General features: G+C 71.7%; 15 protein-coding genes. 6 read left to right on the top strand and 9 right to left on the bottom strand.

The features are described 5' to 3' along the window. Nucleotides 1-169 precede the first annotated feature (169 nt). The 5 genes from ACFWGJ_RS17135 to ACFWGJ_RS17115 form a co-directional block, all read right to left on the bottom strand. The gene (locus tag ACFWGJ_RS17135; protein ID WP_387324891.1) at nt 170-1363 is read right to left on the bottom strand and encodes a hypothetical protein; all 1194 of its coding nucleotides are present in this window, start codon (nt 1361-1363) and stop codon (nt 170-172) included. After that, nucleotides 1363-2052, bottom strand: a complete 690-nt coding sequence (locus ACFWGJ_RS17130; protein ID WP_387324888.1) for an RNA polymerase sigma factor — start codon at nt 2050-2052, stop codon at nt 1363-1365. Before ACFWGJ_RS17130 ends, ACFWGJ_RS17135 begins: the two co-directional genes overlap by 1 nt. Nucleotides 2053-2364: 312 nt before the next feature. Next, the gene (locus tag ACFWGJ_RS17125; RefSeq protein WP_387324886.1) at nt 2365-3150 is read right to left on the bottom strand and encodes a hypothetical protein; all 786 of its coding nucleotides are present in this window, start codon (nt 3148-3150) and stop codon (nt 2365-2367) included. Nucleotides 3151-3189: 39 nt separating this feature from the next. Further along, on the bottom strand, nt 3190-3810 hold the full coding sequence (locus ACFWGJ_RS17120) for an RNA polymerase sigma factor (RefSeq protein WP_387324883.1): 621 nt from the start codon (nt 3808-3810) through the stop codon (nt 3190-3192). A gap of 98 nt (nt 3811-3908) precedes the next feature. Further along, the gene (locus tag ACFWGJ_RS17115; RefSeq protein ID WP_387324930.1) at nt 3909-4352 is read right to left on the bottom strand and encodes a hypothetical protein; all 444 of its coding nucleotides are present in this window, start codon (nt 4350-4352) and stop codon (nt 3909-3911) included. A gap of 348 nt (nt 4353-4700) precedes the next feature. Between ACFWGJ_RS17115 and ACFWGJ_RS17110 the strand changes: the two genes are divergently transcribed. Further along, on the top strand, nt 4701-7487 hold the full coding sequence (locus ACFWGJ_RS17110) for an FG-GAP-like repeat-containing protein (RefSeq protein WP_387324881.1): 2787 nt from the start codon (nt 4701-4703) through the stop codon (nt 7485-7487). Nucleotides 7488-7567: 80 nt separating this feature from the next. Here the strand turns inward: ACFWGJ_RS17110 and ACFWGJ_RS17105 are convergent, their stop codons facing one another. The 4 genes from ACFWGJ_RS17105 to ACFWGJ_RS17090 all read right to left on the bottom strand — a co-directional run bounded on the left by ACFWGJ_RS17105 (nt 7568) and on the right by ACFWGJ_RS17090 (nt 11447). Further along, nucleotides 7568-8158 (bottom strand): hypothetical protein, encoded by a 591-nt coding sequence (locus ACFWGJ_RS17105; protein ID WP_387324880.1) that lies wholly within the window; start codon nt 8156-8158, stop codon nt 7568-7570. Nucleotides 8159-8256: 98 nt separating this feature from the next. Continuing rightward, nucleotides 8257-8772: a hypothetical protein gene (locus ACFWGJ_RS17100; protein WP_387324928.1), complete on the bottom strand. Its 516-nt coding sequence runs from the start codon at nt 8770-8772 to the stop codon at nt 8257-8259. 89 nt (nt 8773-8861) lie between these two features. Further along, nucleotides 8862-9665 carry a DUF4328 domain-containing protein gene (locus tag ACFWGJ_RS17095; RefSeq protein ID WP_387324878.1) on the bottom strand — a complete coding sequence of 268 codons (804 nt, stop codon included), beginning with the start codon at nt 9663-9665 and terminating at the stop codon, nt 8862-8864. A gap of 150 nt (nt 9666-9815) precedes the next feature. Then, on the bottom strand, nt 9816-11447 hold the full coding sequence (locus ACFWGJ_RS17090) for a glycoside hydrolase family 20 protein (RefSeq protein WP_387324875.1): 1632 nt from the start codon (nt 11445-11447) through the stop codon (nt 9816-9818). Nucleotides 11448-11680: 233 nt separating this feature from the next. Between ACFWGJ_RS17090 and ACFWGJ_RS17085 the strand changes: the two genes are divergently transcribed. From ACFWGJ_RS17085 to ACFWGJ_RS17065, 5 genes are all read left to right on the top strand, one after another. Further along, complete coding sequence (locus tag ACFWGJ_RS17085) at nt 11681-12292, top strand: 2-oxo-4-hydroxy-4-carboxy-5-ureidoimidazoline decarboxylase (RefSeq protein WP_387324872.1); 612 nt, start codon at nt 11681-11683, stop codon at nt 12290-12292. Nucleotides 12293-12615: 323 nt separating this feature from the next. Continuing rightward, nucleotides 12616-12996: a succinate dehydrogenase, cytochrome b556 subunit gene (gene sdhC, locus ACFWGJ_RS17080; protein WP_210880708.1), complete on the top strand. Its 381-nt coding sequence runs from the start codon at nt 12616-12618 to the stop codon at nt 12994-12996. An 8-nt stretch (nt 12997-13004) separates the two neighbouring features. Next, on the top strand, nt 13005-13499 hold the full coding sequence (locus tag ACFWGJ_RS17075; RefSeq protein WP_387324868.1) for a succinate dehydrogenase hydrophobic membrane anchor subunit: 495 nt from the start codon (nt 13005-13007) through the stop codon (nt 13497-13499). A 19-nt stretch (nt 13500-13518) separates the two neighbouring features. Then, nucleotides 13519-15273, top strand: coding sequence for a succinate dehydrogenase flavoprotein subunit (gene sdhA / locus ACFWGJ_RS17070; protein WP_387324865.1), 1755 nt, complete (start codon nt 13519-13521; stop codon nt 15271-15273). Beyond that, nucleotides 15273-16052 (top strand): succinate dehydrogenase iron-sulfur subunit, encoded by a 780-nt coding sequence (locus ACFWGJ_RS17065; protein ID WP_210880711.1) that lies wholly within the window; start codon nt 15273-15275, stop codon nt 16050-16052. Before sdhA ends, ACFWGJ_RS17065 begins: the two co-directional genes overlap by 1 nt. Nucleotides 16053-16102 lie beyond the last annotated feature (50 nt).

The following is a 16102-nucleotide window of genomic DNA, read 5'->3' as shown; positions in this document are numbered from 1 at the left end:
TGTCCCGCCCGCGCCTTGTGTGCACTGAGCCGTGAGTACGGGGGGAACCCCGGCTCGTGCGCCAGCCGATGACCAGTCGGCTCGCTTAGTACTGCGTCGGGGCGGCTGAAAACGTCACACCCGGGCGGCACACCCGCGCCGGCCGGCCGGGATCGCGGAAGATCGCAGGTCAGAAGCGGCCGGTCAGGTCCGCGAGGGCGCTGACCCGCGGGGCCGGGACGGCCTGGCCCTCGTCACCGCGGAACGTGCTCGTGTTCGTGTGGCCGCGGTCGTCACCGGCATGGCCACCACCGTCGCCCTTGCCGTCACCGTGGCCGCCGCCGAAGCCGCCGTCGTCTCCGCCGCGGTCGTCGCCCTTGCCGTCGTCGTCCTTGCCGTCGTTGCCCTTGTCCGGCCCCGAGTACCCGGAACCGGGGTCGTTCCAGTCGTCGTCGGAGTCGCGGTGGTTCCAGGTCCTCAGGACGCCCCTGCAGTACTTCTGCACCTGCTCGGCGCCCCGGGCCGCGTCCTCCAGGGTGCGTCTGCGCCCGGCGTCGAGGTCCTTGCCGTCACGGATGTCACGGCAGGCCGAGGCGATCCTGGCCCACCGCTGGCCCTGCCGGTTCTGACGGCCGGGGTCGTCGGAACCGGGCTGCGCGCCCGTACCCGCGCCCTCGGACACCTCGCCGCTCGGGGCGGAACTCCCGCCGGTGGGCGCGTCTGCGCCGCCCTCGGGCCGCGGGTCGTCGCCCCGGCGGGTCGTCCCGGGGGACGGTGTGCGCAGCGGGCGGTCCTGCGTGACGTCGGCCGTCGCGGAGGTGCCCGGTTCCGGTCCGCCCCCGCCGAAGGCCAGGACACCGGAGGTGGCGGCCACGGCGACCCCGCCGATCATCCCGGCGGCCAGCGCGGCGGCGAGGCCGAAGCGCACCGGGCGGCTCCAGGGCGAGCGGGCGCGGTGGTCCGGGGTGAACCGGCCCAGCCGGACGAGGCCCGCGTCCAGGGAGGCCCCCAGGGACGAGGAGGGCGCCGGGGACGGGAAGGGCGCCGCGGAGCGCATACGGGAGGGTCCGGCGGGGGCCGTCTCCTCGCCCCGGCCGAGGCGGGCCGAGCGGAAGGCGGCCAACGCGGCTTCCTCGCCCGGGAGTTCGGTGCCGCGTACGCCGGCGGCACCAGCAGCACCAGCGGCACCGGTAGGCGCGGGCTCGGCAGCGGACGCGCCCAGTTCGCCGAGCGCCTCGGCGAGGCGTTCGGCCTGGGCGCGGATGTCGGCGTCGACGGTTTCGAGCGGTTCACCGCGCAGCAGCGATTCCGCCGCGTCGCGGTCCAGCCACCGGCTGGGGGGCGTGGGATCGTCCCCCGGGAAGACAGAGCGCTCGTCGGCCATCACATGTCCTTCTGCGTACGCGAAGGCGTATGCGTCACACCGGCCGACGTCACCGCACGGGTACGCGGCTCCGTCTGCGGGGGTCTCTGCTGGGGTACCGAGGCCAGGGAGCCCACGGATTCCGGAGCGGCCTCCTCCGGGTCCGCGCCGAGCAGTTCCGCGAGGCGTTTGAGTCCGCGGTGCGCCGCCGTGCGGACGGCGCCGGGCCGTTTGCCGAGGGTGTCCGCGGCGGTCTTGGCGTCGAGGCCGACGACGACGCGCAGCACGACGGCCTCCGCCTGGTCCTGCGGGAGCTGGGCGATGAGGGAGAGGGTGCGGCCCGTGGCGAGCGCCTCGATGGCCTCACCCGCGGTGTCGGACTCGGCCGCCCGGCCGGTCAGTTCGCTCTCGTCGCCGCCTATCGCGGGGCGCCGCCCGCGCATGCGTATGTGGTCGAGCGCGCGGTTGCGGGCTATCCGGGCCGCCCAGCCGCGGAACCGGTCGGCGTCTCCGCTGAACCGTTCCAGGTCGCGGGCGATCTGCAGCCAGGCCTCGGACGTCACGTCCTCGGCGTCCGGGTCACCGACCAGCGTCCGGACATACCCCAGGAGCCGTGGATGCACGGCTCGGTACACAGTCCGGAACGCGGTCTCGTCTCCGTACTGTGCGGCAAGCACCGCGGCGGTCAGCTCCGCGTCGTCCCCCAGCACCGCGCCCCTTATCGCGCCCAGCCGGCGCCGCTCCCGCGGGCCGGGTCCTGCGTCGTGGTCCCTCGGTCGATGGTTGCGGTCCTGCCCCGCATCCGGCGCGAAATGCACGTTACGGCTTGAAACCGGGGCGCGTCCATGTCCGTACAACATGCAACTAACTCGTTGCGGAGTCAGGTGTGACACAAAACGCACCGTCGGCGCTGAGGAGAGTACGGGCCGCCGCGCGGCCCGTGCCGCGCGACGGCCGGGGCCTCTCCTGTGGGGGGTGGCGGCCCCGGCCGTTGCCATCGGCGGAGCCGGCACCCCTGCCCGTCAGCCGCTCCCGCTCTTCCTGCTCTTCCTGCTCTTCGCGCTCTTGGGGCTCTTCGCGGCCTTCGGGCTCTTCGTGACGCCGTTGCCCGGCGTCTTCGACGACTTGGCCGATTCACTCGCCTCGGCCTTCTTCCCAGTCTTCTTCTCGGCCTTTTTCTCGGCCTTCTCCGCCGCCCCGGCGCTCTTGGCGTTCTCCTTCTCCGCCGCCTTCGCCTCGGCCAGCAGCGTCGCGCAGTACGCCGTCACCTCGTCCTCGCCGCCCGCGGCCCGCACCAGCCGCTGCCAGGCGGTCGAGTCGAGGGCCTTGCCCCGGTTCTTGCCGGAGGCGTACGCGCGGCAGCGGGCCTCGGTGTCCTGAGCGGTGGAGGGCCGACCGGACGCGGACGCACCGGGTGTGCCCGACGGGACGACACCGGCCGGGACGCCGGCGCCGGGGCCGGAGTCGGCCGCGGAACTGCTCGACGGCCGCCCGGCCCCGTCCCGCCCGCCGGCGTCGTCCCGTCCGCCCGCACCCGAGCCGATGGCCGCGACGGCCACCCCGCCGAGCGTCACGCTCGCGGCCAGCGCGACCAGCGTCGCCCGCAGGGACCAGCCGCGCCGCTCGCCCGCGGGCCGCCAGTCGTCCCGCCGCCGGGTACGGGCCGCCGCGTGCGCCCCCTCGTCCCGGGCGTCCCGGAACGCGGCGAGCGCCCGCTTGTGCGCGTCGGGGTCCGCTTCCTCGCCCCGTACGGCGGCGAGCAGGGCACCGAGGTCCGGGCGGGTGCCGTCGCCCTCTCGTTCACCCATGTCCGCATCCACTTCCGCCGCCGGAGGACTGTCTGCCGTTCATCCCGACTCCCCCAGCGTCCGGGGCCCGTCTTCCGTCACACCCTCGGCTTCGAGGCGGCGGGCCAGCCGCTTCAGACCCCGGTGGGCGGCGGTGCGTACCGCGCCGGGACGTTTGCCGAGGACCCGCCCGGCCGCCGGACCGTCGAGACCGACGACGACCCGCAGCAGTACCGCCTCGGCCTGGTCGCGCGGCAGGGTCGCCAGGAGTTCGAGGGCGTACTGCGTGCCGAGGGACTCCAGGGCCTGGTCGTCCGTGCTGAGGGCGGCGGGCAGGTCGAGCACGTCCTGCTGGAGTTCGGACGCCCGGGGCCGTACCTTCTGCCGGCGCAGATGATCGAGCGCCCGGTGCCTGGCGATGGTCGCGGTCCAGCCGCGGAAGCCCGCCCCGTCCCCGCGGAACCGCCCCAGGTCCCGGGCGATCTCCAGCCACGCGTCCGAGGCCACGTCCTCCGCCTCGGCGCCGACCAGGCCCCGCAGATAGCCGAGCAGTCCGGGCTGCACGATCCGGTACGCGATCGCGAAGGCGTCCTCGTCCCCCTGCTGCGCCCGCGCGACGGCCAGACCCAGCTCCCCGTCGGACGACCGCACGCGGCGGGACTCCCCTCCCTGGCCTGACACTGCCTCGTTCGCACCGGTCCGGACCGGCGTGACGGGCCTTCGTGGCCGCACGCGGTCGCGCACCCTCAAGGTCATCTGCGCCGGGCGGCGCGGAAACGTCACAGCTCGTCGCTCGCGCCGCCCGTCCCCGCGCACCCGGACGGCCCCGGCAGGCCGGGCAGGCCGGCCCGCGCCCGCCCGTGCAACTGCAGATAGAACGTGCGCAACGACTCCCGCTCCCCCGCCTCGAACCGCTTCACGACCTTGCCCAGCGGATTCCACACCCGCCCGTCCGGCATCCGTACGCCCACCGGCTGGCCGAACAACTCCCGCTGCCCCGGGTCGAACTCGACCCACGCGGCACCGGCCCGCCGCACCAGCACCTCTCCCGCGTACACCCCGAGCCCGAACAGCACCCGGCCCACGGCCGCGTGGTCCCGGCCGCTCCTGCGCAGTCCGTCGACGATGAAGTCGACGACGCGCAGGCTCGCGACCGAGTAGTCCAGCGGCAGCCGGTTGCGGGCCGTGACGTCCCGGACGAACCGGGCCGCGTGCTGCCGCATCCGCAGGTCGGCCGAGAGCCTGCGGGTCACGCGCGGGGGCTCTCCCGACTCCGCGCTCGTCCCCATCACCTGTGCGCCCCTTCGCTCGGTCACGTCCGGGCCGCGCGAGCCACGGCCGGTCCGCAACACCAAGCGGGCCGGATGACCCGAACATCACACGTCCCCATGGTGACAAAGGTCACGCGGCAATTCATCGGAATCCGTACAACCTTGCTCCCACCCCAAGCGTCGCACCCACTCCGGAGTGATGCACCGCACAGCCTTGCCGGGTGATGTTTCGTCCGAAGTTGGCGCTGAATAAGGAGCCACCCTTGTGACGGGTGGGTTTTTTGTGCTGCTTTTCTAGGGGTGGGGTATTTGAGTCGCCGGACGACCCATGCGTACAAACCGCTGAGTCTGAAGCGGAGAGCGTGGCTGACGACAGGGGCCGTCGTACTGGCCGGGGCGGGCGCCGTGACGTACGCGGTCGCGAACCCCGGTGACGACCCGTCGGCGGACGCCGCGCGCAGCAAGCGGCCCGTGAAGGTCCACGAGCTCGCGATGAGCAGCGACGGCACAGGGCGCCGCGAGGTGGAGCGGACGGGCACCGCCCAGTTCTCGCTGCTCGGCATCTCCTGGGCCGGCGCGAAGGCCGAACTCGACGGCACCGCCCAGGTGCGGACCCGCGCGCTCGGCTCGGGCGAGTGGACCGGCTGGCAGAACCTGGACCTGGAGTTCCACCCCGTCGACAAGGCGGAGCCGGGCGCCAAGGAGGCGCGCGGCGCGTCCGATCCGCTGTGGGTCGGACCGAGCGACGGTGTCGAGGCGCGGGTGGTGGCGGCCGGGGGTTCGGCGAGTTCCGGGCTGCCCAAGGGACTTGAGCTGAGCCTGGTGGACCCCGGTGTGACCTCGGCCGAGGCGAGGAACGAGGCGCTGAGCACGACCAGCGGTCTCTCGATGGACAAGGCGGCCTTCGTCGCCGAGGATCCGACCGGCTCCCCGGACCCGGCCGACGCCGCTTCGGCCTCCGCGTCCCCGACGGACACGGCGGGCACGGAGCCCACGGGCACGGCCGACCCGACCGGCGCTCCCGCGTCGCCCTCGCAGAGCAGTACGCAAAGCGCCTCCGGGAGCGCGTCGGAGAGCGCGTCCGCCTCCCCGACGCCCGACCCGGTCCCCTCGCCGCCGCCGTCGACCGTGACGCAGCCGCCGATCGTCTCCCGCGCCCAGTGGGGTGCCGCCGAGTCGACGGTCAAGGATCCGCCGGAGTACATCGACAAGGTCAGCGCCGTCTTCGTCCACCACACGGTCGGCACGAACGACTACAGCTGCGCCGAGTCCCCGGCGCTGGTGCGCGGCATCATGGCGTACCACGTGCAGACCGAGCTGTGGAACGACATCGGCTACAACTTCCTGGTCGACAAGTGCGGCCGGATCTTCGAGGGCCGCGCGGGCGGCGTCGACCTGCCGGTGCGCGGCGCCCACACGTACGGCTTCAACGGCGACTCGGCGGGCATCGCCGTCCTCGGTGACTTCGAGGGCGCCGCCGCGACCTCCACCACCGCGGCGAAGGCCGCGGGCAAGCCGACCCGGGCCGCCCTGGAGTCCGTGGCGCGCGTCGCCGCGTGGAAGCTCGGCCAGTACGGCGGCAACCCGAGTGGCCAGGTCACCCTGACCGCCGCCGCCGACACGGGGGTGTGGAAGTCGGGCCAGCAGGCCACGCTGAACACGATCTCCGGCCACCGCGACGGCTTCGCCACCGAGTGCCCGGGCAAAAACCTTTACTCGAAGCTGAGCGAGATCCGCCGGTACGCCTCAAGTCCCGGCAGGAACTCCGCGGTCCCGACCGCCGACTTCAACGGTGACGGCATCAGCGACCTCGTCGCCGCCACGCCCAAGCAGGGCAGCGGCTGGCTCACCCTCGTCCCCGGCGGTCTGAACGGCCCCGTATCGGCCTCGAAGGTGAAGCTCAACCAGGGCACCGCCAACGTGCCGGGCGCCGCCGAGTCGGGTGACCAGTGGGGCGCGGCCACGGCCCTCGGCGACATCAACGGCGACGGTTACGCGGACATCGCGATCGGCGCCCCCGGCGAGGACGACACGACCGGTCACGCGGACCGCGGCGCGGTGACGATCCTGTACGGCCCGAAGTTCGACCTCGGCGCGGACACCATGGCGCTGGGCGACGACTACGAGCCGACCGGGGCGCGGTTCGGCGCGACGGTCGCGGTCGGCGACTTCAACGCCGACGGCCGGGCGGACGTCTTCACGGCGGCCACCGGCACGGGCGGCAACTGGGCGGCCCGCTTCGACGACGGCCACGAGGTCGCCGGCGACCTCACCACCACGTCCGGCGCCCTCGCGTACGCGGACGCCACGACCGGCGACTTCAACCGGGACGGCTACGCGGACGTGGCGCTCAACTACCGCGACGCGTCCGGCGCCGGCAAGGTCACCTGGTTCAAGGGGTCCAAGTCGCTGGGCCTGTCGAAGGTGTCCACGCTCTCCGTCAAGGGTGGCCGCTCGATCGCCGCGGGCGACGTGAACGGCAACGGCTACGACGACATCGTCATCGGCCAGCCGTACGCCTCCGAGTCCGGCGCGGTCTCCGGCGGCCAGGTCACGATGGTCCCGGGCACGTCGACGGGCTTCACCACCACCGGGCTGACGAAGGTCACCCAGAGCACGGCGGGGGTCGAGGGCGCCAACGAGTCCGGTGACGCGATGGGCACCTCGGTCTCCGTGGGCGACTTCAACGCCGACGGTTTCGCGGACGTCCTCACCGGCGCCCCGAACGAGGACATCACCCGCAGCGGCGCCAACAAGGCGAACGCGGGCGCGGTCTGGCTCCTCAAGGGCGCCTCGACCGGTCTCACCGGCACCGGGTCGCTCTCCTTCTCCCAGGACACGACGGGTGTCCCCGGGTCCACGGAGAAGGACGACAAGCTGGGTTCGGCCGTCTCGCTGACGGACTTCTCCGGCCACGGCCGCGCGCATCTGCTCATCGGCGCGGAGGGCGAGGACGCGTACAACGGCACGCTGCTGTATCTCCCGAGCACGGCCTCGGGCGTCTCCGTCGCCAAGTCGGCGTACTACGGCGTCACCCAGCTGGGCACGGCGACGGCCACGCGCCTGGGCCAGGTCCTGACCCCGTAGGCGGCACGCGTCGTACGCACGAGGCCGGGCCCCCCGTACACAACGGGGTCCCGGCCTCGGGTGTGTGCGGGTACGCGCGCTCAGGCGCGTCCGCGGGCCCGTCGGGAGACCACCGCGCGCAGGACGCGGCGGCCCTCGGTGGTCAGCTCCAGCGCCTGGCGCAGCCCCGCCGGGCCGTGCGCCGACACCAGTTCCAGCACGCTGACCTGGCGGCGCAGTTCGGCGGCGACGAGCGGCGACATGTCCTGCGTACGGCCCTCGCGCCGGTCGCGCGCCGAGGCCGCGCCGTCGGACTCGGCACGGGCCGTGGCGTCGAGCAGGCCGTGGATCTGGAGCGCGGCGACCGAGCAGGCGTCGGCCCACTCCCGCAGGTTCGCGGCGGTCCGCTCCGCCGGGGCCCCGCCGAGCATGCGGTGGGCCAGCGCGACGGCCTCGCCCTCGACCGACGCGGCGTTCTGCGGACCGTCGGCCACGTAGAGCTTGGCGCGCACCTGCTCGACGCACTCGCCCCAGTCCCGGAACCCCTCCTCGGACTCCGCGAGACTCGCCCACAGGGGGCGCAGGATCTCGTCGTCGCCGCCCAACAGGGGCACGCACCTGTCCAGGCACGCCAGACCGCCGGCCGCGAGACCCAGCTCGTCGGCCTGAGCGGTCAGTTCCACCAGGCTCATCACGCCTCCCTCGGTGGGCCGCCGCTGGTTGCGGAGCCCGCACTTCCCCTTACTGCGTGCACGGTGGCCGGAACGTCACAGTGCGAAGTGGCCGAAATCTACATGGGGATGACGCCCAGTCGGTCCAGGAACCGGAAGAACAGCATTTCGGCCGAGGGGTTCGCGTCCGAACTGAGCACGTCGAGGAGACGTTCCTCCGACGCGTCACGGCCCGATTCGGTCGCCCAGGCGAGGGCCCGTACGACGGCGTCGCGCGGTTCCAGGAAGAAGTCGTCGACGGCCAGCCCGTCCTCGTTCCCGCCCAGGTAGCCGGCCATCGCGTCCCTGGCCAGACAGGTCGTCCAGGCGCCGCTGTCGGGCGCCGCCGCCTCGACGACCACGCAGTCGCTGTCCATCACGTATCCGAAGAGCGCGGGCGCGCCCGTCTCCTGGGCCAGGTCGTTCATGTTCCCCACGTCCGAGGCGACCCCGTCGGGAGCGTTCGGGTACTCCCAGACCTGCCAGCCGTCGGCCGCGGTCTCGTGCAGCGTCATGCCCGCCGCGCCGGACAACGCGCGTAGCTCGGCAAGCGGCTGCTCGCTTCTGCCCACGACGAAATAACCCCAGTAGCCCATGCCGCTCCCCCCGGTGTGTCGGTCGGCCAGCGCCGAATACACCACACGGGCACAGTAGTTCGCCACCGGAACACGCAAGCCGCCAGAAACTACACGGCCACGGCCAAGGCGCCGCCACGGGCCTTCTCGTCCTGCATGCGGGTGAGGCGCAGGATCACGAGGACGGCGAGGACACCGGCGACCAGATGGGCCGCGTCCGCGAACATCACCTGGCCGACGGCGTCCCGGATCTCGTCGGGCGCCTCGGCCCTGCGGTACGTGGTGGACCCGAACCGGTCGGCGAGCAGCGCGAGGACCCAGCAGGCCCACCAGCCGTTGAGCAGAGCGTGGGACACCCGTCCCGGCGGGGCGCTCGCGTCCCAGACGTCCTCCATGATCCGGCGCGGGAACCACAGGTTGACGACGGGCACGAACCAGCTCCAGCAGGTCCAGGCGCGCTTCATCCGGTGCCCGAACGGGTCGAACACCTCGGCGTTGACCCGCGCCCGCTGGAACCAGGCCAGGAACAGGGCGATGGCCACGACGAACGCGACCGTCTGCACGACCCCGGCGACGGTGGAGACCGTGTCCGCACGGTCGACCTCCGTCATGGCGACCGCGCCGAACCCGTCACCCGCCAGCCGGTCCGCGACGTCGTACGTGAGGGAGCCGGACCAGATCGCGAAGAGATCCGTGGCCGAGGCCACCGCGACCGCCACGGCGGCGGCCTTGCCGAGCCCGACGGGCGAACGCAGCCAGGCGGGGCCGTGCGGCGCGTCCAGGGGCGTACCGCCGTACGCGCCCGGGTGAACGGGCACGGCGGGCGGAACGGGCCGGGCCGGGGCGCCGGCGCAGTTCTGGCAGTGGGTGCCGCCCGGTGGCACGGCGGACTGACGGCATCGGGCACAGAGCATGGGTGAGCGGTCCCCCGGAGTGCGTGAACAGGGCGCGCCGAACAGCGCGCGAAGAGGCCGGGCGCGCCCTCTCCCCAGAGGCCTCGCACGGCCTGGGGAACATACGTTTCACACGCCCCGCCCGTCCACTCGGATTCCGGGGTACGCCGCTCAGTCCAGCTTCCCCGCCAGCGCCTTGAACTCGGCCCAGGACGCCGTGGGGGTGCGCGGATCCCACAGCTTCTGCGTCAGCGCCCGCAGCGGCAGCCGGATCCCCGCCGCCACCTGGGCCTGGGTCTGGGAACCCGAGAGGTCGCACCAGACGGCGAAGGACGCGCCGAGGATCTGGTCGTCGTACTCCTTGGGCACCGGGCTCGTGCCGCGCACCACGAGGGGGGTCCACTGCTCGTAGATGCGCTGCCCGGTCGGGTAGACGAAGGTGTTGGGCTGGCCGAGGACGTAGTACAGGTACTCGTCGTTGTAGTTGAGCAGCTCGCGTCCGGACCGCAGGTACTCCGTCGGCTGCCGCGCGCCGATCTCCTTGCCGGTCCAGTACGCGACCTGGATGTCCTTGTCGGCCTGGACGGTGCCCCCGGCGAAGATGCCGTCGTTCCAGGCGCGCATGGTCCGGTCGTGGCCGCGCACGGTGCCGGCCCGGTGGTTGAGCCACCCGGTCGCCAGGTCGGCGATCCCCGCGCCGGATCCGTACGCCTTCGTCGCGGCGGCGGCGAGCTGCGGGTACGAGGCCGCCGGGTTCGCCACCGTCAGCGCCTGGTACTCGTCGGCGCCGAGGTGCCAGTACGGCCCGGGGAACAGGTCGGCGTACTCGTTCAGCAGTTCGTCGACGATCTTCGCGGCAGCGGGCTTCGAGATGTCGAGCGCGCCCTTGGAGGCGACCCCCGCGGTGTTGCGGAGCTGAAGGTCCGGATGCGCCGCGATCACCGCGCCGAGGTGTCCGGGCGAGTCGATCTCGGGCACGACGGCTATGTGACGGCTCTTGGCGAGGGCGAGGATCCGCCGCACCTCGGCCTTGGTCAGATGTTCCTTCGAGACGACCTCGGGGTGCGAGTCGGAGGCTATCCGGAAGCCCTGGTCGTCGGAGAAGTGCAGCCCGAGCTGGTTGTACTTCAGATCGCCCAGCTCCCGGATCCGGTCCTCGATCCAGGCGGCGGTGAAATGCTTGCGCGCGATGTCCAGCATGAACCCGCGCTGCGGCTTGGCCGGCGAGTCGCGTACGACCCCCTCGGGCGCCGTGGCGTTCCCGTGGACCTCCTGCTTGAGCGTGCGGGTGCCGTAGAAGACGCCCGCCTCCTCCGTACCGCTGATCCGCACCCGCCCGTCGGCCACCCGCAGCGTGTACGACTCGGCGTTCGCGTCCTCGTCCGTGAGGTTCAGCCCGACGTCCCCGGCGCGCGCCTCGCCCTGCCCCGCGTACGTCAGCCCCAGCTCCTCGGCGAGCAGCCGCCCCTCGTCGGCGAGCGCGTCGTCGCCGACGACCACCCGGCCGCCCTTCGCGGGCCGCCAGCCGGGCCCGCGGGCGGCGGTGTGGTCGCGGACGGCCGGAATCGTCCGGGGCGTCCGTGACATCGGATACGTCCGACTGGGTGACGGCGTCGGGGAGGTTGCCGGTGCCAGGGCGCTCCTCTCACCGGAGGGCCGCCCGGTCGAGGGCCCGTCCGAGTCACCGCTCGGCCAGAGCCCGACGGTCAGCGCGGCGCCCGCCACGACCGCCACGACGCCCGCGCCGACCAGCAGGGGCCTCCTGTGGGCCGATGCCGACTCCTTGCGCCTACGCCCGTTCACCACAGCCCACTCACTCTCCCGATCACTGGCCCGATCACCCGCCCGAGCCCGTCCCCGTACGCTGTACCTCCGCTGTGAACCTAAGCCCCGGGGCCCGGTGCCGCTGTCCACCATCTGTCCTGAAACTCTCCCTTACGGGTGAAGTTCGGGCATCTCTCGGACAGCTACCGCCAAGCCTCGATAGCGTGAAACCACACCTCTCACTTCATCCACCTGATCCCCTGCCGAATCCCGTGTGGCGCACATCCCCGCGCCGCCGAACCGCCGAGGAACCCACGCTGCCCGCGCACCGTCCTTCCCGTCTCCCCGGCCAGGCCGTCGCCACACCGGAGCCGCCCGGGCACCGTCCCACCGGCCTGACCCGGTTCAACGCCATGCCCGCGGACGAGGCCGAGCGCGCGCTCCTCGCCTGCTGCGGCAGCTCCCACTGGGCCCGCCGTGTCGCCGCGCACCGCCCCTATCCCGACCTGGACGCCCTGCTGGCCGCGTCCGACGAGGCGGCGTACGACCTGACACCGGCCGATGTCACCGAGGCCCTGGCCTGCGAATCCCTCACGCTCCTGCCGGACGGCGCGTACTCCGCCGCGCACACGGCCCTGAGCGCCGCCCACGCGGCGTACGAGAGCCGTTTCGGCCATGTTTTCGTCATCTGCCTGGACGACACGCCCCCGGAGGAGTCCCCCGACCTGGTCCTGACCGAAATCAGCTCCCGCCTGACGAACGACCCGGACAAAGAACTCACGCTCGCGGCAGAAGAACTACGCCGCCTGGCCAGGGGCCGCCTGACGAGATCCCTGGGGACCGCAGGCACCTTGAGGGGCGCGGGGAACGGCGCAGTCTTTTAGCTTTTCGGGGGCGCGGGGAACGGCGCAATCCCTTGCCTTCAGGGGCGCGGGGAACGGCGCAATCTTTTAAGGGGCGCGGGGAACTGCGCGACCAGCCACGACGCACCAGCATCCGGCCGCCCCCGCACACCCCCACCCCCGAAGCCGCCAGGAATAGCCCATACGTACCTCTTTGCCTGCCAGTTCGATCACATCGGTAGGCCCGCCGTAAACGTTCCGACAACACGTCGCTACGATGGCCAGGGCCGGTGGACCGTACCCGGCCGGGCCAGGTCGACATCGAAGCCGGCAGGCCCCAATCCCCGCTCCCGGAGGGTTCTTCCGTGCCGGCTGGAACGCTGTACCGCGGCCGGGAAGGAATGTGGTCCTGGGTGGCTCATCGAGTCACCGGCGTCCTCATCTTCTTCTTCCTGTTCGTACACGTGCTGGACACCGCTCTTGTCCGTGTCTCTCCCCAGGACTACGACAAGGTCGTAGCCACCTACAAGACGCCGATCGTCGCGCTGCTGGAGTACGGCCTCGTCGCCGCCATCCTCTTCCACGCGCTCAACGGCCTGCGGGTGATCGCCGTCGACTTCTGGTCGAAGGGCCCGCGCTACCAGAAGCAGATGCTCTGGACCGTTGTCGGCATCTGGGTCGTGCTGATGATCGGGGCCCTGTACCCCGTCCTCGGCCACGCCGCTCGTGAAGTCTTCGGGAGCTGACGCGCAAGATGTCGAACAACACAGGCACCACCGAGAAGGCCGCTTCCGGCATCGGCCCCGTCGAGGGCGCGTCCCTCTACGACGTCGACAACCCGGCGCCGCTCATCGAAGCCCCGCGCAAGCGGACCAGCAAGACCCCGAAGTCCACCCGCGGCAACTTCGAGATGTACGGCTGGCTGTTCATGCGGCTGTCCGGCGTCGTCCTCGTCGTCCTGGTCCTCGGCCACCTGCTCATCCAGCTCGTCCTCGACGGCGGCGTCTCCAAGATCGGCTTCGCCTTCGTGGCGGGCCGCTGGGCCTCCCCGTTCTGGCAGGTCTGGGATCTGTTGATGCTCTGGCTGGCGATGCTGCACGGCGCCAACGGCCTGCGCACGGTCATCAACGACTACGCGGAGCGCGCGGACACCCGGCTGTGGCTCAAGGGCCTGCTCTACACCGCCACGGTGTTCACCATCCTGCTGGGCACGCTGGTGATCTTCACCTTCGACCCGAACATCCGCTAGGCACGGGGCTGCGAGAATCATGAAGATCCACAAGTACGACACCGTCATCGTCGGCGCCGGCGGCGCCGGAATGCGCGCGGCCATCGAGTCGACGAAGCGCAGCCGGACCGCCGTCCTGACGAAGCTCTACCCCACCCGCTCCCACACGGGCGCCGCGCAGGGCGGTATGGCCGCCGCGCTGGCGAACGTGGAGGAGGACAACTGGGAGTGGCACACCTTCGACACGATCAAGGGCGGCGACTACCTGGTCGACCAGGACGCCGCCGAGATCCTGGCGAAGGAGGCCATCGACGCGGTCCTCGACCTGGAGAAGATGGGCCTGCCGTTCAACCGGACCCCGGACGGCACCATCGACCAGCGCCGCTTCGGCGGGCACTCCCGCAACCACGGCGAGGCCCCGGTCCGCCGGTCCTGCTACGCGGCGGACCGCACCGGCCACATGATCCTCCAGACGCTCTACCAGAACTGCGTCAAGGAGGGCGTGGAGTTCTTCAACGAGTTCTACGTCCTGGACCAGCTGCTGGTGGAGGTCGACGGCGTCAAGAAGTCGGCGGGCGTCGTCGCCTACGAACTGGCGACCGGTGAGATCCACGTCTTCCAGGCGAAGGCCGTGATCTACGCGTCCGGCGGCACCGGCAAGTTCTTCAAGGTGACGTCGAACGCGCACACCCTGACCGGCGACGGCCAGGCCGCGGTCTACCGGCGCGGGCTGCCGCTGGAGGACATGGAGTTCTTCCAGTTCCACCCGACCGGCATCTGGCGCATGGGCATCCTGCTGACGGAGGGCGCCCGCGGTGAGGGCGGCATCCTCCGCAACAAGGACGGCGAGCGCTTCATGGAGAAGTACGCGCCGGTCATGAAGGACCTCGCGTCCCGTGACGTCGTGTCCCGCTCCATCTACACGGAGATCCGTGAGGGCCGCGGCTGCGGTCCCGAGGGCGACCACGTCTACCTCGACCTCACGCACCTCCCGCCGGAGCAGCTGGACGCCAAGCTCCCGGACATCACGGAGTTCGCGCGGACGTACCTCGGCATCGAGCCGTACACGGACCCGATCCCGATCCAGCCCACCGCGCACTACGCCATGGGCGGCATCCCGACGAACGTCGAGGGTGAGGTCCTGGCGGACAACACCACCGTCGTCCCGGGCCTGTACGCGGCCGGTGAGGTCGCGTGCGTCTCCGTGCACGGCGCGAACCGGCTGGGCACCAACTCGCTGCTCGACATCAACGTCTTCGGGCGTCGTGCGGGCATCGCGGCGGCGGAGTACTCGGCCACCGTCGGACACGTCGAGCTGCCCGAGGACCCGGCCTCGCTGGTCGTCTCGCAGATCGAGCGGCTGCGGGCGTCCACGGGCAACGAGCGCGTGGCGGACATCCGCCGCGAGCTGCAGGAGTGCATGGACGCCAACGTCATGGTGTTCCGCACCGAGCAGACGATCAAGACGGCCGTCGAGAAGATCGCCGAGCTGCGCGAGCGCTACCTGAACGTGTCCGTCCAGGACAAGGGCAAGCGGTTCAACACCGACCTCCTCGAAGCCGTCGAGCTGGGCAACCTGCTCGACCTCGCCGAGGTCATGGCCGTGTCCGCGCTCGCCCGCAAGGAGTCCCGCGGCGGTCACTACCGCGAGGACTACCCCAACCGCGACGACGTCAACTTCATGCGCCACACCATGGCGTACCGCGAGGTCGGCGACGACGGCACCGAGTCGATCCGTCTCGACTACAAGCCGGTCGTGCAGACCCGCTACCAGCCGATGGAGCGTAAGTACTGATGGCAACCCCGACCCTGGACAAGGCCGACGCGGCCGGCACGGCCGAGCCCGGCTTCGCCGACTCCCCGTACATCACGGCCACGTTCCGCATCCGCCGCTTCAACCCCGAGAACTCGGCGGAAGCGGTCTGGGAAGACTTCCAGCTGGAGATCGACCCTAAGGAGCGTGTCCTCGACGCGCTGCACAAGATCAAGTGGGACCTGGACGGCACCCTGACGTTCCGCCGGTCCTGCGCGCACGGCATCTGCGGCTCGGACGCCATGCGGATCAACGGCAAGAACCGTCTCGCCTGCAAGACCCTGATCAAGGACATCAACCCGGCCAAGCCCATCACGGTCGAGCCCATCAAGGGCCTCACCGTGCTGAAGGACCTGGTCGTGGACATGGAGCCCTTCTTCCAGGCGTACCGCGACGTGATGCCGTTCCTGGTCACGAAGGAGACGAACGAGCCGACGCGCGAGCGTCTGCAGACGGCCGAGGACCGGGAGCGCTTCGACGACACGACGAAGTGCATCCTGTGCGCCGCGTGCACGTCCTCGTGCCCGGTGTTCTGGAACGACGGCCAGTACTTCGGCCCGGCCGCCATCGTGAACGCCCACCGCTTCATCTTCGACTCGCGTGACGACGCCGGAGAGCAGCGCCTGGAGATCCTCAACGACAAGGACGGCGTGTGGCGTTGCCGCACGACGTTCAACTGCACGGACGCCTGCCCGCGCGGTATCGAGGTCACGAAGGCGATCCAGGAAGTGAAGCGGGCGCTGATCACGCGCCGCTTCTGATCTTCCTGTACCCAGGTACGTATGCAAGAGGGGCCCCACTCCCGCCGGAG

This window comes from Streptomyces sp. NPDC060205 (assembly GCF_042728395.1).
Lineage (GTDB): Bacteria > Actinomycetota > Actinomycetes > Streptomycetales > Streptomycetaceae > Streptomyces.
Note: the sequence above shows the minus strand (reverse complement) of the source record. Positions and strands in the feature narration are given on the sequence as shown.